This is a genomic window from Hydrogenovibrio sp. JE_KL2 (assembly GCF_009296185.1).
Taxonomy (GTDB): Bacteria; Pseudomonadota; Gammaproteobacteria; order Thiomicrospirales; family Thiomicrospiraceae; genus Hydrogenovibrio.
The window spans coordinates 110,781-136,342 of record NZ_WBJR01000004.1 but is presented as its reverse complement, the minus strand read 5'-3'; the positions used below and the strand labels follow the sequence as shown (position 1 = coordinate 136,342).

The following is a 25,562-nucleotide window of genomic DNA, read 5'->3' as shown; positions in this document are numbered from 1 at the left end:
TTTGATGGCGCCAGGTTCGGCAAGTGAGTCGGCAACAAGCACAGCAACGGACAGCAACACTCTTGTAGAAAAGCTGTTCGTTGGCGAGTTTGATTTATTAAAACTTCATCAGCTTGATCCGGTTGCCTTCCCGTTTTTACTTGAAAGCGTTGCACAATCTCAGCATGTGCAAGGCATTGCATCAACGGTTGATGCCTCAATCGACTCCGCACGATTCGATATTCTTTTTGCATTTCCCCAAAAGACAACACACTTAAACAGCGAGCAGGAAGCAGCGCAATTTGTGCAAAGCTTTGAACGTGATTTTGCATCGCAATCTGTCAGTTTGACGAATCACTTTTTGCCTTTCACTGGCGGCTGGTTTGCCTACTTCAGTTACGACTACGCACAAGTTGTTGAACCTACTTTGAAGCTACCTGTTCAGCAGACTTCAAGTTTGCCATTGGCAATGGTTGTCAGAGTGCCGTCCGCCTTTGTTTTCGACAAGGCTGACAAAGCACTGTACATGGTTACAGAGGTCGGCTTTGAACAACATCTTGTCGTTATGAAAGAGGCTTTTGAGCAATGCAAAGCTAAGGCACTTTCTCTAACGGCATTCCATATCGTTTCCCAGTCTGAAGAACCTGAGAACAAGTATCTGGATGGCATTGCCGATATTAAAGAATATATTCTGTCGGGGGATATCTTTCAGGTGAATTTATCTCGACAATGGGATGTTGCGCTTTCCAATGATGATGCCGTCTCGGTTTACGCTTCGCTAAGAAAGAACAATCCGGCGCCCTTTGCCGCATTGGTGGATTTTGGAGATTGGCAAGTTATTAGTTCGTCGCCTGAGCGCCTTGTCCGTTATAGAGCGCCTTGGGTTGAAACCCGACCCATTGCCGGTACAAGAAAACGTAGTGATGATTTAGAGCAGGATCGTGCTTTGATTGAAGAGCTGCGTGAGCATCCCAAAGAAATTGCTGAGCATATTATGTTGATTGACCTGGAGCGAAATGATTTGGGCAGAATCTGTCAGCCTGGTTCTGTTGAAGTCAATGAGCTGATGGTGATCGAAACCTATGAGCATGTGCATCATATCGTTTCCAATGTGCGAGGTCATTTGAAACAGGAAATTTCTCCTCTGGAGGTGATTCACGCAACTTTCCCAGGCGGAACGATTACTGGCTGTCCAAAAGTTCGCTGTATGGAAATTATCGGAGAGCTTGAGCAAATGCCACGTTTAGCCTATACCGGTTCTTTGGGGTATATCAATCGAGATGGAAGCCTGGATTTCAATATTTTGATTCGTACCATGTTGAAGCAAGGTTCTGATGTGCAATTCCGTGCCGGTGCTGGCATTGTGGCTGACTCGATTGCTGAGCGGGAATTGATGGAGTCGCGACATAAAGCGAAAGGGTTGATTCGTGCACTGGAAGCGGGAGAAACCCTATGACTATTTGGTACAAGGGCGCTCCGCTTCAAGACAACCAACTTTGCTTTGAAGAAGAAATGTTGGATAGAGGGCTGCAATATGGTGATGGTTTTTTCACGACTTTGTTGCTGCAACAGGGGAAGGTCGTTAATTGGCCTGCACACTTACAGCGCATTAAGCACAGCGCAGAGCGGTTAAAGTTTTGCAACTTTAGGCTGGAAACTTTGGTGGAAGACTTTTCGCGTTTTGTGCAAAGTCTTGAGGGTCAATCTGCTGAAAGTATCGCCGTTAAAATTCTGGTAACACGAGGTTTTGGCGGCAAGGGATATCAGCCGTTGCCGGATGAGGAACAACAGGCTAACTGGGTGTTTCAGTCCATGCCGTTTCCGCAAGCGGGTGGTGTGGCTTTATCGAATTTTGAAAAAGAGGCGGTACCCCCAACCTGGCAGATTTTCCCTCAACGCGTGACGACCAGTGATATGCGTTGCGCGCAACAACCTTTGTTGGCGGGTTTAAAGCATTTGAACCGTCTGGAAAATGTATTGGCGCGTCAGGCACTGATCGGCACAGCATTTGATGAAGCGATTATGTGCGACACAGCAGGCAATTGTATTTCTGGTACGCAATCCAATTTACTTTGGCTGAAAGGTCGTCAGATATTTACCCCTGACTTATCACAAAGTGGCGTCAGTGGTACCACCTTGCCTGTGATTTTAAAGTTGGCAGAGCGTTTAGGTTACGAAGTTGAAGTCGGTAGTTTTGCTTTGGCAGAAGTGACTAAAGCGGATGAAGTGTTTTTCTGCAATGCTTTGCGTGGCGTGATGCCAGCGACAGAGTGGCAAAATGATGGGGAAACACTTCAATTCTCTACTGAAAAAACCGCCAAACTCGCCTATCATTGGTTGAGTTGGGCAAGCGACAATCAAACCGGCTACCTGGACTTGGCAAACGAATTGTAACTATGAAGAAAAGCGTTTTTTTACTTAAAGTCATTGGAATCTGTTTTTTGGTGATTTGGCTCTCAGTCGAGGGCTGGGCACTCAAGCAATTTTTGACGGCGCCAATCTCTTCCCTGACCCAAGCCAAAGTGATAGATATTCCTAAAGGGGCATCGAGTAAAGCCGTCGCGCAGCTTTTGTACAGTGAACGATTGGTTCGTCATCCATCATGGTTGCGTTGGTATTTCAGGCTGACAGGCAACGCCCACAAGATTCAAACCGGCGAGTTCGAGATACACCCTAATTGGACCGTTGAGCAATTGATGGAGCAGCTCACCAAAGGCAAGAATGTCGCTTATCCGATGACGTTTATCGCTGGCGAGACGTTTGCGCAATCTATCGAAAAATTGTCCGCTATGCCGAAAATGCAGCATACCGATTTGACTCCAGCGGCTTTGCAAGTAGCATTAGGGGTTAAGGGGTCGTTGGAAGGGATGATTTTGCCGGAAACCTATTTCTATGTCGCAGGTGACACGGACTTGTCGGTTCTAAAGCGTGCGCATGAAGATTTACAGGCCATTTTAGAAAAAGAGTGGCAGGCTCGATCCGCTGATTTACCCTTTAAAACGCCTTATCAAGCGCTAATCCTGGCGTCTATTGTTGAAAAAGAGACCGGCTATGCACCGGAAAGAGCGAAGATTGCAGCGGTATTCATTAATCGTTTGAAAAAGCGTATGCGTCTACAGTCCGACCCGACCATCATTTACGGAATGGGATCGCGTTACGATGGCGACATCCGCAAAAAAGATTTGTTAACCAAAACCCCTTATAATACCTATCGCATCAACGGATTGCCGCCTACGCCAATCGCACTGGCGAGTGCAGATGCCATTCGAGCGGTGTTTCATCCTGCGCAAACGAAGGCATTGTATTTTGTTGCCAACGGAGATGGGCAGCATCGTTTTTCAAATACTTTGGCGGAACACAATCGTGCCGTGAGAGAATATTTGATAAAGGAAAAAGAAGTCGCAAAGCCGACTGGTTCTAAATAATAAATTCCCCCAACCTGGCAGTTTTTAGTCGAAAATCTGCCAGGTTGGGTAAGCTTAAAGGTCACAGTTCACTGAATGAAAAACAAATACCCTGGGAAATTCATCACACTTGAAGGTACGGAAGGTGCCGGCAAGTCAACCAATCTGAAATTTATCGAAACCTGGCTGACGGCTCAGGGGATTGATGTTGTCGTGACGCGTGAGCCTGGCGGTACGCCTATCAGTGAAGCAGCCAGAGAAATTTTGCTCGACAAACGTTATACTGAAATGACGCCGGAAACCGAGTTGTTGCTGATGTTTGCCGCTCGCAACCAGCACCTTCAGGAAAAAATTATTCCTGCTTTGGAAGCCGGTAAGTGGGTGGTGTCGGATCGTTTTACCGACGCGTCCTACGCTTACCAAGGTGCGGCGAGAGGCTTGCCTTACGGGCGTATCCTTGAGTTGGAACAATGGGTTCAACAAGGGTTTTTCCCTAATCTGACCTTTGTCTTCGATTTGTCGATAGAAGAAGGTATGAGGCGTGTTAAAGCGCGGGGTGAAGCCGATCGCTTCGAAGAAGAGCAGCAAGAATTTTTTGAGAAGGTTCGATCAGCCTATTTGAATCGTGCCAAACAGGCGCCACAGCGTTACGAAGTCATTGATGCAGGGCAAGCTCTGGTTCGAGTACAAGAACAGGTCGAGAAAAAGTTGAAGCAGTTATGTTTGGCAGCGGGCAAAAAGGTCGTTGCATAATTGACCGTTAATGATTGTCAGATAAGTTGCCATATGAGCAACTGTATGGCGGGATAGGAGTTTACGTGTACCCTTGGTTACAACCGGTTTGGCAAGAATGGCTGGCGCAAACAATGCAATCGCAGTCCGGTGGACAGGACTATGGCATTGGACACGCTTATCTTTTGGCAGGAACCCAAGGTATCGGCATTAGCGATTTTGCTCGTCACCTTTCGCAAGGGCTACTTTGTCAGCAGCCTGACAGACAATCGGTATTGGAACCTTGCGGGCAATGCACGCAATGCCATCAATTCTCTCAACAGACGCATCCTGATTTTTTTCAGGTGAGCGTTCCGGAAGACAAGAAAGAAATTTCCGTCGAGCAGATTCGTCTGCTGACCGATAAGATTTACAGCACGTCGCATCAAGGTGGATATAAGGTTGCCTTGATTGAAGCAGTGGAATACCTCAATCGTTCAGCATTTAATGCGCTATTAAAAACATTGGAAGAGCCACCGGCTCGTACTGTTCTGTTACTGACGACTTATCATGTTGGACGTTTACCGGCGACCATTGTTAGTCGTTGCCGCCAGATAAGTTTTTCAACACCGAGTTTCGATCAAGCTTATGAATGGCTGGCGAAAAGTCTGCCACAAGCGGATGGTGCTTTGCTAAAAAAGGCACTTAAAATCAACTGGGGCACGCCTCTTAATGCGAAGCAATGGATTGAGAATAAGGGCTTTGAACTGGAGGCGGAATGGCAGTCGGACATGAAAGCCATTAGAAGTGGCAAGCTAGCGGTTTCTCAAGTGGTTGAGAAGTGGTTGAAATTCGAGCAACCTGAACAGGTCTTTGACTGGTTCTATCTGTGGACGGTGAATGCAATTCGTTCGGCAAGCTATAATAATGCTTTGCCTTTTAATCCCAATTGGGTCGTGTTCCAGAAGTGGGTATTGCAAGCCAAACAAACTTGGCATCACAATGCGAATAAAGAGCTGCTGTTGGAAAGCCTCTGTTTGGCTTGGTTGTCACATCAGCAACCCGATTTCAATGCAAATCAGCCGCTGTTTTCAGTGATGAAAGGCGATTTGATTCGTGGTGATTGGGTTTAATCTCATTTAAACCCGGTTTGCCATACCTTAGACTGAAGTGCTGAATCACTTCAGTTAAAATAGTACCAAGCTAATTTCCCTAAAATTGTCGATACCTTTTTAGACAAGTAACTTTATAGAAAATACCATTTTATTATGATTATTGATTCTCATTGCCACCTGAATATTTTGCCGGAAGACAAGGTTGGCGACCTTGACCAAGTTATCAAAACCGCACATGAACTGGGCGTGGATAAAATGCTCTGCATTGCGATTCATCCTGACCAATGGCAAGACTTGTTGGATATCGCTGACCGATATGAAGAAGTGTATGTTGCTATCGGTATTCACCCATGTGAAGAGAAAGAGGTAATGATCAGCGATGAAGCGTTGATTGCCGCCGCCAGTCACCCGAAAGTGATTGCGATTGGTGAGGTAGGGTTGGACTATTATCATTTTGATGCCGAGCAGGAAGATATGTCTTGGCAGCAAGATCGCTTTAGACAAATGATTCGCCTTGCGAAGCAGCTGTCTAAACCACTCATTATTCACACACGTCATTCCACGCCGGATTGTTTGCGAATTCTTGAAGAAGAGGGTGCGAATGAAGTGGGCGGTATCATGCACTGCTTTGTGGAAGATATGGAAACTGCAAAACAAGCGATGGCGTTAGGATTCTATATTTCCTTTTCAGGGATTGTCACTTTCAAGAATGCTGTAGAACTGAAAGAGGTTGCCAAAGTGGTGCCTGCAGACCGAATTCTTGCCGAGACAGATTCGCCCTATCTCGCACCAGTACCCTATAGAGGTAAAGCCAATCAGCCTGGGTACACGCGTTATGTCGTCGAAGAACTGGCGAAACTACGTGATGTCAGCTTTGAAGAGATGGCACAACAAACTACTGATAACTTTAATCGACTATTCAAATTATGATGCAAGATTCTCAACAAACCTCTTCCAACCAAGCGATTTCCGGTGAATACAGCTGGAAGCGCATTTTCGAGCTGGTGGTTGCCCACAAGCCGAACCTGATTAAGGCGCATATTATTGCTCTGCTTGCCATGCTGGTGACGGTTCCTTTGCCATTATTACTGCCATTGTTGGTTGATGAAGTGCTGCTCCATAAGCCCGGTTTCATTGTTAATACATTAAACACGATGATTCCACAGGCTTGGCAGACAGCCATTGGTTATATTGCGATTGTTTCTGTTGTGACTATTTTGCTGCGTTTCTTTGGTGTGATTTTCGGGGTTTGGCAAATGCAGCAGTTTACGGTGATTGCCAAGGATGTGACCTATAAAATCCGCCGTGATTTGCTGGCAAGAGTGCAGGGGGTTGCCATGACGCAATACGAAACCATGGGCAGTGGTAGTGTTACCGCGACCATGGTAAATGACGTCAACACCATTGATACCTTCCTGGGAACAACCGTTGGCAAGTTGATTATTGCCATTTTTTCTTTGGTGGGTGTAACACTGGTACTGCTTTGGTTAAATTGGCAGTTAGCCTTGTTCATCCTGTTTTTGAACCCGTTGGTGGTGTACTTCACCATGAGAATGGGGCGTCAAGTTAAGCAATTAAAGAAAAACGAGAACAATGCGGTCGATGCCTTTCAGCAAGCGTTATCCGAAACCTTAGATGCTTTGCAACAAGTTAGGGCGGCGAATCAGGATCGTCCATTTTTTGACCGGATTCGTGGCAAAGCATTAGAGCTGAAAACCTACTCCGAGGCCTTTACTTGGCGCTCTGATGCAGCGAGCCGAGTCTCGTTTTTGATTTTCTTGGTCGGCTTTGATGTCTTCCGTGGTGTCAGCATGTTGATGGTGTTGTTTTCCGGTTTAACCATTGGTGAGATGATGGCGGTGTTCGGTTATCTGTGGTTTATGATGGGGCCGGTTCAGGAGATTTTAGCCATTCAATACAGTTACAGCGCCGGTAGCGGTGCGTTGCAGCGTATCAATAATGTGTTGGATCTAAAACAGGAGCCAGTCTACAAGCTATCGGGTAAAAATCCATTTGATGCCAATGAGGTGTCGGTTGAAGTGAAGAATGTCTTCTTTACCTATCCGGGCAAACAGAGTCCTGTATTGCATAACTTGTCATTCAAGATTATGCCGGGTGAGAAATTGGCGTTTGTAGGTGCCAGCGGTGGTGGTAAGACGACCTTGGTTCAGTTGCTGTTAGGGTTCTATCAACAGGACTCTGGGCAGATTTGTTATAACGGCATTCCTCTGGAAGAGATAGGGCAGGATTTGGTGAGATCGCAGGTGGCAACGGTATTGCAACACCCTGTACTATTCCATCATACGGTGCGTTTTAACTTGTCTCTGGGAAGAGACTTGTCTGATGAACAATTATGGAAAGCATTAGAACAAGCGCAGTTGAAAGAAACGATTGCTGCGCTGGATGATCAACTGGATTCAGTTGTGGGACGTAACGGTATTAAATTGTCTGGCGGGCAAAGACAGCGTTTGGCGATTGCCCGTATGATTTTGCAAGATCCTAAGGTGGTAATTATGGATGAAGCCACCTCAGCGCTGGATATGGAAACCGAAAGAAAACTGTATGAAGATTTAGCGCCTTTCCTGCAAGGTCGAACCACGTTGATTGTTGCTCACCGTTTAAGTTCTATCAAACAGGCAGACCGCATTCTGGTGTTTGAAGATGGTCATATTATCGAATCGGGCAGTCATGAAGATTTGGTGGTTGCCGGTGGCACTTACCAGCGGCTTTATCGATAAAAAGTTTGGCCTTAATCTTTTCGGAGTGAAATGATTAAGGCCAATGCTAAGTGCTGCTTGGGAGGTTAACTTTCTAGGGTTTATTTCAAGTGATCGGACAACTGCGATGTTTCCGAAATGTAGGATGCAAAGGCATTCAGTGTTTTTTTGGAACGCCGTTGGTTGTAATGCTTAAGTCCCTGCGTTAGAAACCCGAGAGCGATTGCGACCAGAGCGACCGTTACAAAAGTGAGCATAAATGACATAATGTTCACCTCTTTCATTTGTGAGCTGGAGATTTCATTCTAGCGAAAAACTTTTCGAACAAAATGAAAGTTAAATCAAACTTTCTTATAGAAAATATTCAGACTTTCCCTTAGAAGATGAACGAAGTTTTTACAAGACTTGAGGTTTATCGGTTGCGTCAAGAGACGCTATGATTTTTCGCGACAAGATATAAGTAGAAGTAAGAATAAATAGTTTGAATGGAATAAAAAAAGCGGTTCAATTTGAACCGCTTTTTTGTAAAAATCTGCCAGGTTGGGGTAACCCAAACTATTGGGTCAGATTATTTTTCGTTGTATTGCTTAACGCCGTTTAGGATTTCTTGACGCGCTTCTTCAACGTCTCCCCAACCATCGACTTTTACCCATTTTCCTGGCTCTAAGTCTTTGTAATGGCTAAAGAAATGTTCGACTTGTTCTTTCAGTAATGGAATGTCTTCCACTTTCTGAATGTTTGAATAAATCGGGCTCAATTTATCAACAGGCACGGCAATAACTTTCGCGTCTTGACCACCGTCATCCGTCATCTTGAAGATGCCGATAGGGCGACAACGAATGACTGAACCTACCAATAATGGATGGGGTGTTACAACCAATACGTCAACCGGATCGCCGTCATCAGACAACGTATTGTTGATGTAACCGTAGTTTGCAGGGTATTGCATGGTTGCACCCTGTAAACGGTCTACCCAAACCAAATCGGTGTCTTTGTCGACTTCATATTTGATTGGTGGTGCAAATGCAGGAATTTCGATAATGACGTTAACGTCATTTGGCACATCTTTACCAACTGGTACTTGAGCGTAACCCATTTTGTTTTCCTTCTTATAAATGCCTTTTTAAAACTAAAGCACCCGCCTTGGCGGGTGCATAACATAACGAAATGTTGAAAGTTAAGCCTAAGCTTACTTGTGGTATTCCATCACTTTCAATACTTCATTCTTAGAACCTAGAACAACCGGAACACGTTGGTGGATGCCTTCAGGCTGAACGTCCATGATGTTCTCACGAGCAGTCGTTGATAGACCACCAGCTTGCTCAACCAACATAGACATTGGGTTACCTTCATACATCAAACGTAATTTGCCTGGCTTACCTGGCTCACGGTTATCCCATGGGTACATGAAGATACCACCACGAACCAAAATACGGTGAACTTCTGCCACCATTGATGCAACCCAACGCATGTTGTAACGCTTACCAAGAGGACCTTCTTCACCTTGTAGGCAGTCTGCAATGTATTGTTGCATGCCAGGTTCCCAGAAACGTTGGTTAGACATGTTGATTGCAAATTCTTTAGTGTCTTCAGGAATCTTAACTTGTTCTTTGGTTAGAACGAATTCACCGATATGACGATCAAGTGTAAAGAAGTTAACGCCTTTACCAGTGGTTAACACCAATAATGCAGATGGTCCGTAAAGAACGTAACCAGCAGCAACTTGCTTGCGACCGTCTTGTAGGAAGATAGATTGGTCGTCACCAGAACCGTTCTCAGGCGCTTCAAGAATTGAGAAGATGGTACCAACAGATAGGTTAACGTCGATGTTTGAAGAACCGTCTAGAGGGTCGAAAGTCACAAGGAATTTCCCATCTTTGCTGCCAGCAACTGTGTAGTCTTCTTCTTCAGAACCGATACCACGAACATATTCGTCGTTGATAAGGATGTTTTTCAAAACATCGTTTGAAATAACGTCCAACATTTTTTGTGTTTCGCCTTGAACGTTTTCAGCTTCGGTTGATCCTAGGATGCCCGCTAGCTCACCTTGACCCAGTTTGTGGGCAATCTCTTTACAGGCGATCATTACGTGACCTAAAACTTGACGTAGTTCACGCTCAACACCGTCTCTAACTAGAATTTCATGAAGTCTTTGCATGGAAGTTCTCTCTTAAGGTTTAAAAATTCGCGTAAGCATACCAGTGACAAGGCAAAAATTCAAGTTTTCCTAGGCGGCGGTACCGGTGTGTGTTTGATTTTTAGAATGAATGAAAGTTAAATTATTTCAATGATTTATTCTGTTTTTGAATGGTCTGGTGCTATTTTTATTTAGTCACTAGCTGATTAACTGAAAAAAATTGAATAGGGATGAAAAAAGTTTAAGTGATTAAATTTTTAGCCTTACACCTTGTTTACAGTAGAATATACGACAAAATCATTAAATGTATGGCGCAGTTAGTAAGGACAAAAAAATAAAAATGGCTTTAAAAGAGCAACTTGAAACCGCCACAAAGCAGATGCAAGGGTTTGAAATTCCCGCGATGCCTGCTGAAGTCATGCAATTGCAGGCATTATTCCAAAAAACCGAGTTTCCTGATACCGCTGATATTGCCGATATTATCGCGCGTAATACGGTGCTTTCCGGTGAGCTGATTCGCTTGGCGAACCAAGCTCAATTCAAGCGTAAAGATGCTGATGAAATCACTACCATTAGAGGTGCGATTGAGTCTTTGGGGTTATTGCGACTCAAAACAGTCATTACTGGGCTGGCCTTTAAAACATTGGTCTCCGATAAGGTCTTCGATGAAGTGTTGGAACACACTATGGATGTGTCGAATGTTTCTGCGGAACTTAGCCGTTGGGTTGATGGCATTGTGCCGGAAGAAGCTTATATGGCCGGCCTGTTTCATAATGCTGGGGCTATTATCATGTCGATGAAGTTTGATGGCTATTCCCAGATATTCTTTAACACTTTGACAAACTGCTATACCGGTATCCTAAAAGAAATAGAGCTATTTGGTGCGCATCACGGTGTGTATGGTTTGTTAGTTGCTAAAAAATGGCAGTTGGCCTCGATGTATGCTCAGGTGATGTTAATGCATCATCAAAAAGACTTTAGTATCATCAAAGAACCCAGAGCAAAATCTTTGGTTGCGATAGTGCAGCTGGCGAATGCGATTGTGGGCGAATCTAGTTTTGACCAGTATAATGGTGATGAAATCAAATTAATGCGAAAGAATGCACAGACCGAGTTAATGATTGAAGATGAGATTGTTGATGAAATCCGCATCTCATTGATGAGTAACAGCTTAGTCTGATTCCAAACAAATATCCCTTCCAAAACATATGAAATTTATTATTAAACTCTTCCCCGAAATTATGGTGAAAGGCACTTCCGTCAAGAAAAAGATGGTGAGCCAGCTTCATGATAATTTGCGAACACAACTTTTAAGACTTGATGACAGTATTGCGTTAAAACGTTTTTGGGACAAAATTGAAGTTTTTGCGCCAGAAGACAAAAGAACCCCTGTGTTGAAAGTGTTGACGCAAACGCCTGGTGTTGAGCAAGTGTTGGAAGTCTCTCAATCCGAGGCGGACACTTTGGATGAGGTCGCAAAACGTGTCGCAGACTTTGCATTGCCGAAAATTGAAGGCAAAACTTTTGTGGTACGTGTTAAACGCAGTGGCACACATGACTTTTCGTCCTTTGATATGGAGCGTTATATCGGCGGTTATTTGCTGGAGCAGGGTAATGCGAAAGGGGTCGATCTTCATCATCCTGATTATAAAGTGGAGTTGGAATATCAGCAAAACCAAGTCAATGTCATTGCCGCGCGTCATAGAGGGTTGGGTGGCTTCCCGCTTGGAACGCAGGGTGAAATCCTGTCGTTGATGTCGGGTGGTTTTGATTCTACTGTTGCCAGTTATCTCACCATTAAACGAGGCATTAAGACACATTTCATTTTCTTCAATCTAGGCGGTGCTGCGCATGAGATTGGCGTTAAGCAGGTTGCGCTTTATTTGTGGGGGCAATACGCCTCGTCCCATCGTGTTCAGTTTGTCTCCATTCCGTTTGAAGGTGTGGTGGAAGAAATTTTCCGTTCTTCCCATGAAGGTTATATGGGCGTCATGTTGAAGCGTTTGATGCTACAGGCATCGGAAAAAATTGCAGATCAAATGGGAATCGATGCGTTGGTGACGGGTGAAAGTGTTGCCCAGGTTTCAAGCCAAACGTTGAGAAACCTGGCATTGATTGATAAAGCGACCGATAAACTGGTGCTTAGACCTCTAGCTGTGATGGACAAACCGGACATTATGCGTATAGCCGATGAAATCGGGACGCGTCATTTCGCTGAAAGCATGCCGGAGTATTGTGGCGTGATTTCAAAGAATCCTGTTATTCATGGTTCATTCAAACGCATGGAAAGAGAACAGGTTCGATTCGACTATACTGTGCTTGACCAAGCGGTTTCTGAAGCGGTATTTTTACCAGTCCATGAAATCATTGCTGATGTAAATGCACAGGCGAATATTGAAATCGTCAATCAGGTCGGTGATGAAACGGTTATAGATATCCGTCGCCCTGAAGAAGTTGCAGCACGCCCATTATCTCTGGAAGGCGTGGTTCATATTCCATTTTTTGAACTGAATCAGAAGTTTAAAGGTTTGGATCAATCGAAAAGCTATCTGCTTTATTGTGAAAAAGGCGTGATGAGTCAACTTCATGCACAATATCTTAAAGATAACGGCTTTGACAAAGTTAAGGTTTATCGCCCGGCTTCTTCTTAATCACTTTCTTTTTGGGCAAAGGGTTTACATCAAGATTGCTTTGAGAGGTTTTCTCTAAAAGCAGTCGTTTGTTTTCTTCCAGCCTTTTTGATGCCGTTAGGAACAGCTTCATTTTCTGAATGCTGGTGACATAGTTCACGGTTTCCCTGCCAATCTCGTTTCTGGCTAATGTCTCAACGTTGTAAAACCATTTATATGGATTCAAGCCATGTTTTTGAGCGTCTTCTTGTAGCTGCAGTATTCTTGCCGGCCCTGCATTGTAGGCGGCTAATGCGAAGTTATCACGGTCTTCAGGTGAGTACTGGGGGTCTGAGAAGTAGCGTTCTCTTAAAAATGCGAGGTACTTCACGCCGGCCTCAATATTGTTTTCGAGTTTGTTGATGTGGTGGATATCTACATTTTTATCCCTGGCGGTTGAGGGCTTGATTTGCATGATGCCGATAGCCCCCATGTGGCTTTTTTTGCTCTGATTGAAGCGAGATTCCTGATATGCCAGCGCGGCGATAAGTCTCCAATCAAATCCGTAGTATTCGGCATAGAGTTCGAAATAATATTGCAGGCACCTCACCTTTTTGAGTAGATCGTGAGTTAAAGGTCTTTTAATCCAATAGGTATCTTCAAAATATTTCTTGTAAACGGCATTGCCTAGAAAGCGTCCAGGTTTGGCATAGACTTGAATAAATCGGTCGAGAGAGGCTTTTAATTTGGGGTGGTTTTTCTGAATCGCCCAAGCGATCTGCCCATTGTGGTAAAGCACGAAGTCAGGGTGCAGTTGGATGTTACCAAGTACTTTGCTCCAGATTTCGCCAATGTGGCTGTCTACAACGGTGTAGTCATAAATCCCTTCATTGACCAATTCCAGCAAATCTTCGGCTTCCAATAGAGGCGCAGCTCGTACGATTTCAATAGGGGGGCGTCCCATTACTCCAAGTGTTTGGTTAAGTTTTTCCAGGTGGATGATATAGCTGCTGTCTCCCACCACAATGACTTGTTTACCGGCCAAGTCTTGCAAACGTTTGATTGGCGGGGCGTGTTTGTTAGAAATCAGAATTTCTTCAACATTGGTAATATAGGGTTTGGTGAAGTCCACCAGTTTTTGTCGTTCGGGGGTGATGGTGAGACCAGAGGCGGCAATATCGCCGTAGCCTTGTTGAAGTTTGGTCAGGATTTCGCTGAAAGGAAGCGGGATGAATGTCAGATGGGTTTCGTAGCGTTGCTTTCGCAGACCGCGGTTCAGGTAGGATTCGTATGCGACCAGCAGGTCATGTTCTAGCCCTCTGAATCCTTTGGATGTTAAGAAGAAATTGGTTTTGGTTCGACTAACCAGTACCCGGATGATTCGCCGCTTTCGTATCGCATCCAAATCACCGGTGAAGGGCTTTTGGATTCTATCGATAATCGAGGATTTCGGGTTGGCAGGTTTTATTTTGGGAGTGGTGGTATCGGCTTCTATCAAATTGGTATTGCCGAGCAATAGTCCAAATAGTATGCAGATGGATATCACAAGCCTCAGCTTGTTCGATTTTTTGGCGCTGTTAGGCAGCTTTGGTGAGGCTTGCTGCGCAGACTTAAGCGTCAATCGCATAGATATCCATTTCCCTTGTAAAGCAATAAGCACCATATTACTAAAAATCACAAAAATGCAATGAACAAAATATCGGCTATTGGTAAGATGAAATGAGCTTTTAGCCGTTTTTTATATTTCGGGTGAATAGAATATATTCAATGGATTCAACTTTCGATGGAGTTGCGAATGGAGAGGTCTGAACGATGAAGCAAGTAAAGTATTTGATTATAGGGGCTGGTTCAGCTGGATTGACGGCACTTGGCAAGATTCGTAAAGAGACAGATGATTTCTTGATGGTTAATGGAGGCCATTACGGAACCACTTGTGCCAGAGTGGGGTGTATGCCCTCAAAAGCGATGATTCATTGTGCAGATCACTTTTATGCTAGAAAAAAATTTGCAGCCTTTGGTATTAACGGTGCAGAGGCGCTTTCCATAGATGATGCGGCGGTGTTGAAGCGCGTAAGAGCTTTTAGAGATCGTTTTACTGGCGGCGTGATTGCAGGCAGTACCGACACATTAACCCCCGAACAGTTAATAACAGGTTATGCAAAGTTTGTTTCCGATAATCAGGTTGAGGTCAATGGTGAGGTGATTCAGGCAGAAAGAATCATTATTGCAACCGGATCAAGACCTGCTGTGCCTCAACCGTGGTTAGAACTGGGTGATAGACTATTGACGAGTGATACCTTATTTGAGTTGGAAGCCTTGCCTAAAAAAATGGCGGTAATCGGCTTAGGTATTATCGGGTTGGAGTTAGGGCAGGCTTTGTCACGAATAGGGGTTGAAGTCATCGGAATTGAGATGGCACCGTCTTTGACTTGTGTGAAGTCCCCTCAAGCCGCTGCGAAATTATATGAATGCATTTCCAAAGAGTTCCCAATTTATCTCGGGCAGGCAGCGCAACTGGAGAAAATGGAATCTGGTGTTCAGGTGATTTTAGGTGACAAGACATTTGAAGTCGATGCGGTAGTCGCTTCCTTGGGAAGACGACCGAATATTGATCAAATCGGCATAGAGAATATCGGTGTTGAGTTGAATGAACGAGGGATGCCACCTTTTAATATCCACTCAATGCAAATTGGCGATAAACCGATTTTTATTGCCGGAGACGTTAACACTTATCGACCGATTTTGCATGAAGCCGGACATGAAGGTGCGATTGCAGCTGAAAATGCAATGGCTTATCCAAACATAACGGAGTATGAAAGAAAAACGTCTTTAGCTGTAGCATTTACCGACCCGCAGGTGGGGGTGTTCGGAACTTCTTTTTCTGATTTGGAATTGTCAAACTGTGTGTTGGCGGAGTTTGATCTGGAAAGAAATAATGGGCGAGCGATTGTCATGGATGAAGACAAAGGCAGCATTGTCCTTTATGCTGACAAATCAAGTAAATGCTTGCTGGGCGGTGAGTTGGTGATGCATAACGCAGAGCATTTAACGCACTTGTTAGCTTGGGCGGTAGCGCAGAAATTGACGGTCAAGGAACTGCTGGATATGCCGTTCTATCACCCAGTTTTAGAAGAGGCGTTAGAGTCGACACTGAGATTATTGGCAAAGCAGTTGTATACGACGGAAGAGATTTCGGCGATGGCAAAAAGCGCTTAAAGAAGGCTTAAGTTTTTTTGTCAAAAATGTTTAAAAATCATCAAGATTACAATTAAAACAAATTGTTATATAATAGGCGCGGCCTAGCACGTTGCTAGGCTTTTTTTTAACTGGAAGCCCCTTTCTTTTTTGGAATAGTAATTAGAGAGCCAAGACAACGATTGGAATGTTTTAGAGTTGTCTTAACAAACTTCCTACGTAAAGATAAAAGTTGAGTAAGTGTGTCAGAAACAAAACAAAATGCCTTGGAGCTTTCTTCAGAGGAATCTTCAAATATGCAATCAGTAGTGAACGAAGAGACTGCTACAACAGAAACATCAAACAATTCTACCGTCGACCCTCATGCAGATAGGGAAGCGTCAAAATACGACAACCCAATTCCGAGTCGTGAATTCATTATCGAAATGCTTGAAAAAGAGCAAAAGCCAATGCGCATCAAGCAGATCGCCGACAGCTTGGAAATTGACGACGAAGAGCGATTCGAAGCTTTGTCCCGACGCTTAAAAGCCATGGTTCGAGATGGACAGCTTTTAAGAAACCGTCGTGGTGCGTTTGGTCTGATCCAAAAAATGGATTTGATCAAAGGGAAAGTCTTGGGACATCCGAATGGTTTTGGCTTCGTTGAGCCGGAAGATGGTGGTTCAGACCTGTTCCTGTCTGAAAAGGAAATGCACAAAGTATTTCATGGCGATATCGTCATCGCATCGGTTGTCGGAGTTGATCGTAAAGGTCGACGCGAAGGGATGATCGTTGAGGTGGTAAAACACACCAATGAAAAAGTCTTGGGACGTCTTCATTATGAGGACGGACTGGCTTGGGTTCAGCCTAGCAACAGTAAAATTGCCCAGGATATTTTCATTCCTCAAGATGGTTTGATTGATGCAGCGGAAGGCCAAATTGTTATGGTGGAAATCATTCACCAGCCAACCAAGCGTTCAAGTGCCATCGGTAAAATCATTGAAGTTGTCGGTGACTATATGGCGCCGGGGATGGAAATCGATTCTGCGATTTATGCGCATGGTATTCCAAACGAATGGTCACCTGAGTTGCTAGCTGAGTTGGATGATATTCCAAACGAAGTAACAGAAGCGGAAATTGAAGGCAGAAAAGACCTTCGTAATCTGCCTTTGGTGACGATTGATGGTGAAGATTCTAAAGACTTCGATGATGCCGTTTTTGCCAAGCGTCGCAAAAAAGGGTGGCGTCTGGTGGTAGCCATTGCCGATGTTTCCCATTACGTCAAATCAGGCAGCGTGCTGGATAAAGAAGCCTTTGAACGTGGTAACTCAGTGTATTTCCCGCAAAAAGTTATTCCGATGTTGCCGGAAAAACTGTCTAACGAAATGTGTTCTTTGAACCCGAAAGTAGACCGTTTGTGTATGGTTTGCGACATGTCGATTGACGATGAAGGCAAGCTTGAACGCACACAGTTTTATGATGCTGTGATGCACTCGAAAGCCCGATTGACCTACAATCAGGTTCATGACATTCTGACCAATGAGCAGAGTGAGCATCGAAATACTTTCAAAGACTTGGTACCCAACCTGGTAGATTTGAACGATCTTTATCAAATATTGAAGACAGCGCGTGAAAGCCGCGGCGCCTTAGAGTTTGATACTGTCGAAACAAGAATTGTGTTCGATGATGCTCGTAAGATTAAAGAAATCGTTCCAGTTCATCGTAACGATGCGCATAAATTGATTGAAGAATGTATGCTGATGGCTAACGTGGCGACTGCTCGTTACCTTAAGTGGCATAAGATTCCAATTCTTTATCGTGTACACGATAAACCTTCTGAAGAAAAACTGAATAACTTAAGAACTTTCTTAGGTGACTTTGGGTTGTTCCTGGAAGGGGGGGATAACCCAAGTGCTGAAGACTTTGCTGCAATTGCTGAGAAAGTTCAGGGCAAACCTTACAGTCACATTGTTGAAACCGTGTTGTTGCGTAGCATGAACCAAGCGGTTTACCAACCTGACAATCTAGGTCACTTTGGTTTGAACTACGAGAACTATGCGCACTTTACGTCGCCAATTCGTCGTTACCCGGACTTGTTGATTCACCGCGCAATTCGTTTTGCTTGGCAGAAAAAGCCTCTTGAAACTTATGAATATTCCGAAGCGGATATGAAAACCTTTGGTGAGCATTGCTCGGGCACGGAACGTCGAGCTGATGAAGCAACGCGTGATGCCGTTACCTTCCTGAAATGTGAGTTCTTATCTCACCGTTTGGGAGAAGAGTATGATGCAACCATTTCTGCAGCAACCAACTTTGGTTTGTTCGTAGAGCTGGATTCTTTGTATGTTGAAGGTTTGGTACATATCACCGAGTTAGGAGAAGACTATTTCCATTACGATCAGTCTCGTCATTGCCTGAAAGGTGAGCGTACAGGAAAGGTGTATCGCTTAGGAGATCGTATTCGCGTACAGGTCGCTAAAGTAGATTTGGATGAGCGTAAAGTAGATTTACGATTCATTACCAGTCTGACGGAAGGCGAAGATGTGGATACCGTTTCTGAAGATCAGAACGATGAAGAGCAGCCTAAAAAACGCAAGAAGAAACGTTATTACCGTAAAAAAGGCGGTAAGAAACCGGCTCAGTCTTGATAAGCTTGAGTCTGACTTAAGATGAAGCAAGAACAGTTATTTGGTATTCATGCCATTGAAAAGTTGCTGAAGCAATCACCGCATCTTATTTATGCGTTGTCGGTGCAAAAAGGGCCTCTAAACAAGCGCGTGCAAGCATTGGTGGATCAAGCCAAGCGTTTGGACGTGACGGTTAATACAGAGGCCAAATCTTTTTTCAATCAAGTGGAAGGCGTTCATCAGGGCGTCATCGCTTTGGTTGCCAAGCAAGCAGACCTAACTGAGTCTGACCTTGTCAAAATGGTTGAAGAAATCAACAATCCGTTATTTCTATTTTTGGATGAAGTGCAAGATCCGCATAACCTTGGTGCTATTCTGCGTACGGCAGACGCGACAGGTGTGGATGCTGTGGTGATTCCAAAGCATAACTCTGTTGGGTTGAATGCAACCGTTCGTAAAGTTGCTTGTGGCGCCGCAGAGACGGTCAAGTTGGTTGTTGTCTCTAACCTTGCAAGAACCTTGAAAGACTTGCAGCAAAAAGGTATGTGGATGACGGGGCTAGCAGGTGAAACGGATCAAACCATTTACGATATGGACTTTAAGGGTTCTGTTGGTTTGGTGATGGGAGCTGAAGGCACCGGCTTGAGAAAGCTGACTCGTGAAAACTGTGACCATCTTGCAGCCATTCCGATGGTAGGAAGTGTGGAAAGTTTGAATGTTTCCGTTGCAACGGGTGTAACTTTGTACGAAGTCTATAGACAACGTCATTTAGCAAAATAATTAAAATTCATTCGATAAAAATCTACCAGGTTGGGGTGTATGAGTCACCCCAATTTCAATCTATTTTAGGCGAGGTAAATATCGCCTTTATCATCTATTTCAATAGCGACGATTTCTAGCTCGTCATTGATGCACGGACCTTCAATACACACACCATCTTCAATTGAGAAGAAAGCGTCATGCACAGAGCACTTCATCGTTTTCTCAAAGGGATTAACGTCTACCTTATAGGCTTCATTTAGCGGAACATCTTGATGAGGGCAGTTGTTCTGATACGCCTTAACCTGATCTTCATGCTTAATCAAAATAACCGAGTGCGGCAAATCTGCACAAGGCACAATCAGCACTTTCGAGTTGTTGACTTGGTTAACATTTGCCAAAGGCTGTTTTTCTTTGATTTCTGTCAAGAGGTTATCGAACCCGAATTGCTGGCATTTCCTTGCAGCAAGTTTGGATGCGGTATCTACTGCAGTTGCTAAATCTTGCTTTTGAATCAATGCGTCAATCAATGCGGCATTGAAGGTATCTCCGGCGCCAAGGGTATCAATCGTTTGTGGAATTTCATGGATTGGCTGGTGGGAGATATTGCCGCCCGCCGGGCAGAACCATGCGCCGTCTTTACCCCAAGTACATACTAAGTGACTGTTTGGTGCTTGCGTTTTGATGTCTTTTAACAGGCTCGTGGCATCTTGATAACCTTTTTGACCAGCATAGTGGTGAGAAAAGATGAGTAGGTTTGCTTGAGAGAAGAGCTGCTCAATGCCGTCTCTTGCTTTTTCAACTTCCAGCGAAATGGGTTGGTGGGTCAAAAAGGTCTTGGCAATATTCATCATGCCAGGAAGATGCTCTAGGTTACGTCCTTCAAAATGTAACCAGTCATATTCTTCGATTTCGATTTTGGCGAAGAAGTCAAAACTCAACTCTGGTAAGTCACGAAAGTGGGTAATGGTTCTGCTGCCATTCTCGTTATTCAAAATGACATAGGAAGTAGGGGTTTGCCCTTGAATGAATCTCTGAGTGTGTTCAGTTTGAATTTGTCGGGCTTTTAAGCCATTTAACAACTGTTTTGAAGCATCGTCACTGGCAATGGTGGTTGCGATAGTGGTTTCGTGTCCAAGTTGGCTCAAAACATAAAGAGAATTACAGACATTACCCCCCACTTGAAACTGACGTTCAGTGGCTCTAAGTTCTTCATCTTCCCTTGGGTAATGCGCTGTGGTCAGGATGACGTCAAGAATTGCATTTCCTATACCTAAAATTTTTGCCATAAATACCTCGAGAAAATTCAAATTTGGCACGAATTTTAACACAACCCACTTTTCTTGGAACGAGAATACGCACCAAAACGAAGCGGTGAATAAATTTAAGAAAATGCTTGACAGTGTTTTTTGAAAATTAGTTTTTTTATTGCTATTGTATTCTAGAAAAATACCGTAACCCTTTGATATATATTTATATTTGCATTATTTGTAATGTTTTGTGTGTTGAAAATACTTATGTTTTTTCATCCACAAAACCTGTGGATAACTTTGTGGTTAAAATTACCCGGTTGATTGGTAAGTGCCTAAAATTAGTTAATCTTTTTTAAAGTGATTAAAAATTAATCAGCCAGTTAGCTTGAGGAAGAAGGTTTGCTGTGGGGATAGTTTTTACAATTAAATTTCTTAATCAAAAAAGAGAGTTTTTCTATCAAAATATAATGGTGCATGCTGTTTTTTGTGAACTAAGTAATCTGGATAATTTTGATTTTGCTAAAATAACGAAAGTTTTTAAGAAAAATTGATTTAGGTTAAGAATTCGCTTATGGGAAATATTGCCATTCATTACACTGCTAATTGTGCGAACTGCGGGTTACAGCGCATCTGTTTTGCAAACGGACTTCATGATACGGATTTGTCTCAGTTGGATGAGTTGGTGAATCGTAAACCTTCTCTATCAAAAGGAGAATACCTGTTCAAAGAAGGTGAGAAATTTACTTCCTTGTTTGCAGTAAGAGCAGGGGCGGTGAAGCTGTTTTCTTACGATCATAATAATCTAGAAGTGATTCATGGTTTCTATTTGCCTGGCGATATTGTTGGGATGGATTCAATTGCTTATCAGGAATATCAGTTTTACGCGGTAGCCTTGGATGTGACCACGGTGTGCGAAATTCCTTATGGACAACTGTCCGATCTGGCTGCGCAGGTCCCTAATCTATATAGTCAGATATTCAGTTTGATGAGTCAGGAAATTGTCGGCAGTCGCATGTACACTTCACTGCTGACACAAAAAACTGCTGAACAGCGTTTGGCTTATTTTATATGGTCGATGTCTTTGAAATATAAGTCTCGAGGCTATCTCCACACCAAATTCCGCTTAAATATCCTGCATCGGGATGTGGCAAGCTATTTGAATCTGACACCAGAGACCGTATCCCGTATTTTGGCGAAGTTCAATAAGCTAAATGTGCTGAACTGGAAAAAGAAAGAAATCTCGATTTTGAATGAAGAACTCTTAAAAGAGTTCGCTGGTGAAGAGGCAATGATCTGTTCCGAATAGGTTTTCCGTCTGTTAGCAGAATTCCTTAAGGTTTTATTGAAGCTATCTCCAATCTTGTCGTCAGGCACAGCGTTAATATGGACTTGCCTTTTTTATGATACGACAATAAGGAGATTGTTTATGTTACGTTCGTTTCTTAAAGTGAGTTTGGCTTCTTTGTTTTTAACAGCATCCTTAGTCGGGTGTTCAAATGCTGAAACCAAACCAGCATCCGGTGATGCACAACAGCAGCATGTGATTTATGGACCCTCTTCAGATGATGTTTCCAATGCTGACATCTCAAACACCAACCCAAGTTATGAGAACTACGGAAGCAAAAAATAGCTGTCTTTTTGGTGTTTAGTAAGAAAGTCTTAAATTTGTAAGGATTTTCTTGTTAAATACATTTGTTTTTGGGTAAGATAACAACTACTTATGTTTTTGCATATTTTATTCAAATTCTAGAGAGGAAGGACAATGTCTGCATCATCACTTAAACAACTGTTTTTGGTCGCGTTCTTAGGGTTAACTTTAGTAGGGTGTTCTTCAACGCCATCTAAAGACGACGATTCAACAGCTTCAACTGCAGCGGCAGCTTCTGGCGATGGTGCAGCTTCATCTGCAACTTCTGATCAAGCAACGGCAAGTGCAGCAACTAGCGAAAAAGCTTCTGAGCCAACTAACGCAGATGGCAAAACAGCTTCTCAGTTGTTTGCAGCTTTACAAGGTCAAGTGGTTCACTTCGACTTTGATCGCTCTGAAATCAAACCTGATTTCTATAGCATCATCAAAATGAATGCTGATTATATGGCTTTGAACACTGAAGCTAAAGTCACCATCAAAGGTTATTGTGATGAGCGTGGAACACCTGAGTACAATTTGGCTCTAGGTGAAAGACGTGCTAACGCCGTTAAAAATGCTTTGATCGCTGAAGGCGTTAGCCCAAGCCGAATCAATGTTATCAGCTACGGTGAAGAAAACCCAGTAGATCCAGCGCACACTGAAGCTGCGTGGGCTAAAAACCGTAGAGCTGCGTTTTCATATTAATTGAATCCTAGCTAAACAAGCTGAAAAGCCTTTCTACTGCAGCAGTGGTAGGAAGGCTTTTTTTTTTAACAACATTCACATAAGTCTCATCTGAACATGTCTACACAGCAACCAAAAGAAATTTTCCTAAAAGATTACCGTCCGCTCGACTTTGAAATCGAATCTGTTGATTTAACATTTGAACTCGACCCTTCTGAAACTCTAGTGACCAATAGGATGAAGGTCGTTCGCAAAACCGGTCAAACAACCTTAAAGCTGGATGGTGAACATCTGGTACTGGTATCGGTGGAAAAGAATGGAAAGGTATTAGGCCAAGAAGATTTTCAACTGACAGACACCGATTTGACGCTGAACTGCCCCGAAGAACACTTTGAGTTAGTGGTGAAAACCAAAATCAATCCAGAAGCAAATACGCGTTTGGAAGGCTTGTATCGCTCCAGTGGTAACTATTGTACCCAGTGCGAAGCAGAGGGCTTTAGAACTATTACCTATTATTTGGATAGACCCGATTGTTTGAGTTACTTTACGACCAAGATTATTGGTGATGAGCGAGAAAATAAAGTTTTGTTATCTAACGGAAATCTGGTCGAGTTTGGAGAGCTTGAAGGCGGCAAACATTTTGCCGTATGGGAAGACCCTCATAAAAAGCCTTGTTACCTCTTTGCGCTGGTTGCGGGTAATCTAGAAGTGGTTGAAGATCACTTTGAAACCAAGGATTCAAGGCGTGTTGATTTGCGCTTGTATGTGCAGGAAAACAATCTGGACAAGTGTGATCATGCCATGGCATCGCTAAAGAAATCGATGAAATGGGATGAAGAGCGTTTTGGATTGATTTACGACCTTGATGTATACATGATTGTTGCCGTTGATGATTTCAATATGGGCGCCATGGAGAATAAAGGGTTGAATGTCTTCAACTCCAAGTTTGTACTTGCGAAGCCAGAAACGGCAACCGATGTCGACTTCGAGGGTATTGAATCGGTTATCGCCCATGAGTACTTCCACAACTGGACGGGTAATCGTGTTACTTGTCGGGATTGGTTTCAGCTAACGCTAAAAGAAGGGTTGACTGTTTTCAGAGATCAGGAGTTCACTTCGGATATGCTGTCTCCTGCGGTGAAGCGAATAGAAGATGTTAAACGTTTGCGTAGCTTCCAATTCCCGGAAGATGCGGGGCCTATGTCACACCCGATTCAACCTCAATCCTACATTGAAATGAACAACTTCTACACCATGACAGTTTATGAAAAAGGTGCCGAAGTGGTTCGCCTTTACCAAACCTTATTGGGAAGAGATGGTTTCAGAAAAGGGATGGATTTGTATTTTGACCGCTTTGATGGGCAAGCGGTTACGGTGGAAGATTTCCGTAATGCGATGGCGGATGCCAATCAGCGTGATTTGTCGCAAATGCATCACTGGTACATTCAGTCGGGCACGCCAAAGGTAACGGTGACTAAGCAGTATGATGCTGTCAATAAAACCTTATCGTTGTCATTCAAACAAACCCTGAACGGAAAGCAAGCGCACCTGCCTTTGTTGATTCCTGTGGTGTTTGACGTATTGTCGCCAACTCGCGAAACGGCATTGTCTTTTTCATTTGCTGAAGCGGATCAGTCGCGTTGTTCGCGAGCTGACAACGGTTGGTTATTTGAGTTGACCCGGCATGATGAAACACTGGTTCTACAGGATGTTGAAGAGGAAGGGTATCTTTCGTTGTTTCGAGGCTTCTCCGCCCCGATTTTATTGGATTATGCCTGCACTCAGGATGAGTTGGTGGCGCTGGCGTCTTATGATGCTGATAGTTTCGTGCGTTGGGAGTCGATTCAAAGTTTGGCGTTGATGAACTTGGTTAAAAACGTGCAAGCCGTTGAAGACAGCCGAGAGTTGACCTTGTCAGAATACTATGCCAAAGCTTTGGAAAGCAATCTTGGGGATACGTCACTTGATCTAGCGTTAAAGTCTCTTGCCATTACCTTGCCGGATGAAAGCTATTTGCAGGAAACCTTGTCAAATAAAGGCATGCTGATCAATACTGATAGTATTCTGGCCGTTTATAGCTATATGAAAAAGGCAATTGCGGAAAAGTTTGAATCATTATTGTTGGAAACCTATCAGCAAATGGAAAGTTCAGAGGCTTATCGTTATGATAAAGATGCGATTGCTCGCAGAATGCTCAAGAACCGTTGTCTGAACTATTTATCAAAATTACCATCCCAGAAAGCTTGGATGCAAACTCAGTTTGATAAGCAGTCAAATATGACGGACGTGTTTGCTTCCTTGGAGGCAATGAAGCCTTATGATTCTGAACAGAAACAGGCCAACCTGGCAGATTTTTATCAAAAATGGAAACAGGATGATTTGGTTTTGGATAAATGGTTTGCACTTCAGGCATCTGATCAGTTTGACAGTGCGTTGGAGGTGGTGAAGTCTTTAGTCGAGCATCCTGACTTTCATTATACCAATCCGAATCGGGTAAGAAGTGTACTGGGAGTTTTTGGGCGTATGAATATGCAAGGTTTTCATCATGCCTCGGGAGAAGGTTATGCCTTTTTGGCATCAGAAGTGCTGAAACTGGATAAAATAAACCCACAAGTCGCTGCACGTATAGTCAGTCCGTTTACCCAGTGGAAACGTTATGATATTGACAGACAGACAAAAATGAAAAGTCAGCTAACAAAGCTGGTTGAGAGTGGGAGCTTGTCTAAAGATGTTTATGAAATCGTTTCCAAGTCTTTAAAGTAGGGG

At 43.7% G+C, this 25,562-nt stretch carries 21 protein-coding genes; 16 read left to right on the top strand and 5 right to left on the bottom strand.

The window, feature by feature from the left end; genetic code table 11:
* Positions 1–4: 4 nt before the first annotated feature.
* From F8R13_RS08400 to F8R13_RS08370, 7 genes are all read left to right on the top strand, one after another.
* Positions 5–1,435: an aminodeoxychorismate synthase component I gene (locus F8R13_RS08400; protein WP_152833553.1), complete on the top strand. Its 1,431-nt coding sequence runs from the start codon at positions 5–7 to the stop codon at positions 1,433–1,435.
* Positions 1,432–2,373, top strand: coding sequence for an aminodeoxychorismate lyase (gene pabC, locus F8R13_RS08395; RefSeq protein WP_152833551.1), 942 nt, complete (start codon positions 1,432–1,434; stop codon positions 2,371–2,373). The genes F8R13_RS08400 and pabC overlap by 4 nt, the downstream gene beginning before the upstream one ends.
* A 2-nt stretch (positions 2,374–2,375) precedes the next feature.
* Positions 2,376–3,404 (top strand): endolytic transglycosylase MltG, encoded by a 1,029-nt coding sequence (gene mltG / locus F8R13_RS08390; RefSeq protein ID WP_152833549.1) that lies wholly within the window; start codon positions 2,376–2,378, stop codon positions 3,402–3,404.
* 75 nt (positions 3,405–3,479) lie between these two features.
* Complete coding sequence (gene tmk / locus F8R13_RS08385; protein ID WP_152833547.1) at positions 3,480–4,136, top strand: dTMP kinase; 657 nt, start codon at positions 3,480–3,482, stop codon at positions 4,134–4,136.
* Positions 4,137–4,201: 65 nt separating this feature from the next.
* Positions 4,202–5,227, top strand: a complete 1,026-nt coding sequence (gene holB, locus F8R13_RS08380; protein ID WP_371414931.1) for a DNA polymerase III subunit delta' — start codon at positions 4,202–4,204, stop codon at positions 5,225–5,227.
* A 135-nt stretch (positions 5,228–5,362) separates the two neighbouring features.
* Positions 5,363–6,139: a TatD family hydrolase gene (locus tag F8R13_RS08375; RefSeq protein ID WP_152833545.1), complete on the top strand. Its 777-nt coding sequence runs from the start codon at positions 5,363–5,365 to the stop codon at positions 6,137–6,139.
* The gene (locus F8R13_RS08370; protein WP_216642617.1) at positions 6,139–7,947 is read left to right on the top strand and encodes an ABC transporter ATP-binding protein; all 1,809 of its coding nucleotides are present in this window, start codon (positions 6,139–6,141) and stop codon (positions 7,945–7,947) included. The genes F8R13_RS08375 and F8R13_RS08370 overlap by 1 nt, the downstream gene beginning before the upstream one ends.
* Before the next feature lie 80 nt (positions 7,948–8,027).
* On the opposite strand, the gene F8R13_RS11490 is transcribed toward F8R13_RS08370, so the two are convergent.
* The 3 genes from F8R13_RS11490 to F8R13_RS08360 all read right to left on the bottom strand — a co-directional run bounded on the left by F8R13_RS11490 (position 8,028) and on the right by F8R13_RS08360 (position 10,084).
* Complete coding sequence (locus F8R13_RS11490; RefSeq protein ID WP_155837662.1) at positions 8,028–8,192, bottom strand: hypothetical protein; 165 nt, start codon at positions 8,190–8,192, stop codon at positions 8,028–8,030.
* Positions 8,193–8,494: 302 nt separating this feature from the next.
* Positions 8,495–9,022, bottom strand: coding sequence for an inorganic diphosphatase (gene ppa, locus F8R13_RS08365; protein WP_152833541.1), 528 nt, complete (start codon positions 9,020–9,022; stop codon positions 8,495–8,497).
* A gap of 93 nt (positions 9,023–9,115) precedes the next feature.
* On the bottom strand, positions 9,116–10,084 hold the full coding sequence (locus F8R13_RS08360) for a class 1 fructose-bisphosphatase (RefSeq protein WP_152833539.1): 969 nt from the start codon (positions 10,082–10,084) through the stop codon (positions 9,116–9,118).
* 319 nt (positions 10,085–10,403) lie between these two features.
* On the opposite strand from F8R13_RS08360, the gene F8R13_RS08355 reads away from it, so the two are divergent.
* Together F8R13_RS08355 and thiI are read left to right on the top strand one after the other, a co-directional pair.
* A complete protein-coding gene (locus F8R13_RS08355; protein WP_172967739.1) occupies positions 10,404–11,243 on the top strand; it encodes an HDOD domain-containing protein in 840 nt (279 codons plus the stop codon).
* A gap of 28 nt (positions 11,244–11,271) precedes the next feature.
* Entirely contained in the window at positions 11,272–12,714 is a 1,443-nt protein-coding gene (thiI, locus tag F8R13_RS08350) for a tRNA uracil 4-sulfurtransferase ThiI (protein ID WP_152833536.1), read from the top strand.
* Here the strand turns inward: thiI and F8R13_RS08345 are convergent.
* A complete protein-coding gene (locus tag F8R13_RS08345; RefSeq protein ID WP_152833533.1) occupies positions 12,686–14,299 on the bottom strand; it encodes a lytic transglycosylase F in 1,614 nt (537 codons plus the stop codon). The two genes, thiI and F8R13_RS08345, sit on opposite strands and share 29 nt — an antisense overlap.
* 185 nt (positions 14,300–14,484) lie before the next feature.
* On the opposite strand from F8R13_RS08345, the gene F8R13_RS08340 reads away from it, so the two are divergent.
* The 3 genes from F8R13_RS08340 (at position 14,485) to rlmB (ending at position 19,253) form a co-directional block, all read left to right on the top strand.
* Positions 14,485–15,888, top strand: a complete 1,404-nt coding sequence (locus F8R13_RS08340; RefSeq protein ID WP_152833531.1) for a dihydrolipoyl dehydrogenase — start codon at positions 14,485–14,487, stop codon at positions 15,886–15,888.
* A gap of 275 nt (positions 15,889–16,163) precedes the next feature.
* Positions 16,164–18,494: a ribonuclease R gene (gene rnr / locus F8R13_RS08335; protein ID WP_152833529.1), complete on the top strand. Its 2,331-nt coding sequence runs from the start codon at positions 16,164–16,166 to the stop codon at positions 18,492–18,494.
* Positions 18,495–18,515: 21 nt separating this feature from the next.
* Positions 18,516–19,253 (top strand): 23S rRNA (guanosine(2251)-2'-O)-methyltransferase RlmB, encoded by a 738-nt coding sequence (rlmB, locus tag F8R13_RS08330; protein ID WP_152833527.1) that lies wholly within the window; start codon positions 18,516–18,518, stop codon positions 19,251–19,253.
* 65 nt (positions 19,254–19,318) lie between these two features.
* On the opposite strand, the gene F8R13_RS08325 is transcribed toward rlmB, so the two are convergent.
* Positions 19,319–20,521, bottom strand: coding sequence for a PfkB family carbohydrate kinase (locus tag F8R13_RS08325; protein ID WP_152833525.1), 1,203 nt, complete (start codon positions 20,519–20,521; stop codon positions 19,319–19,321).
* Positions 20,522–21,056: 535 nt separating this feature from the next.
* Here F8R13_RS08325 and F8R13_RS08320 point away from each other — a divergent pair.
* The 4 genes from F8R13_RS08320 to pepN all read left to right on the top strand — a co-directional run bounded on the left by F8R13_RS08320 (position 21,057) and on the right by pepN (position 25,559).
* Positions 21,057–21,791 carry a cyclic nucleotide-binding domain-containing protein gene (locus F8R13_RS08320; protein ID WP_152833523.1) on the top strand — a complete coding sequence of 245 codons (735 nt, stop codon included), beginning with the start codon at positions 21,057–21,059 and terminating at the stop codon, positions 21,789–21,791.
* Between the two features lie 120 nt (positions 21,792–21,911).
* Positions 21,912–22,115: a hypothetical protein gene (locus F8R13_RS08315; protein WP_152833521.1), complete on the top strand. Its 204-nt coding sequence runs from the start codon at positions 21,912–21,914 to the stop codon at positions 22,113–22,115.
* Positions 22,116–22,247: 132 nt separating this feature from the next.
* Positions 22,248–22,817 carry a peptidoglycan-associated lipoprotein Pal gene (gene pal, locus F8R13_RS08310; protein WP_152833519.1) on the top strand — a complete coding sequence of 190 codons (570 nt, stop codon included), beginning with the start codon at positions 22,248–22,250 and terminating at the stop codon, positions 22,815–22,817.
* Between the two features lie 96 nt (positions 22,818–22,913).
* Entirely contained in the window at positions 22,914–25,559 is a 2,646-nt protein-coding gene (pepN, locus tag F8R13_RS08305) for an aminopeptidase N (protein WP_152833517.1), read from the top strand.
* The last annotated feature ends 3 nt before the right edge of the window (positions 25,560–25,562 follow it).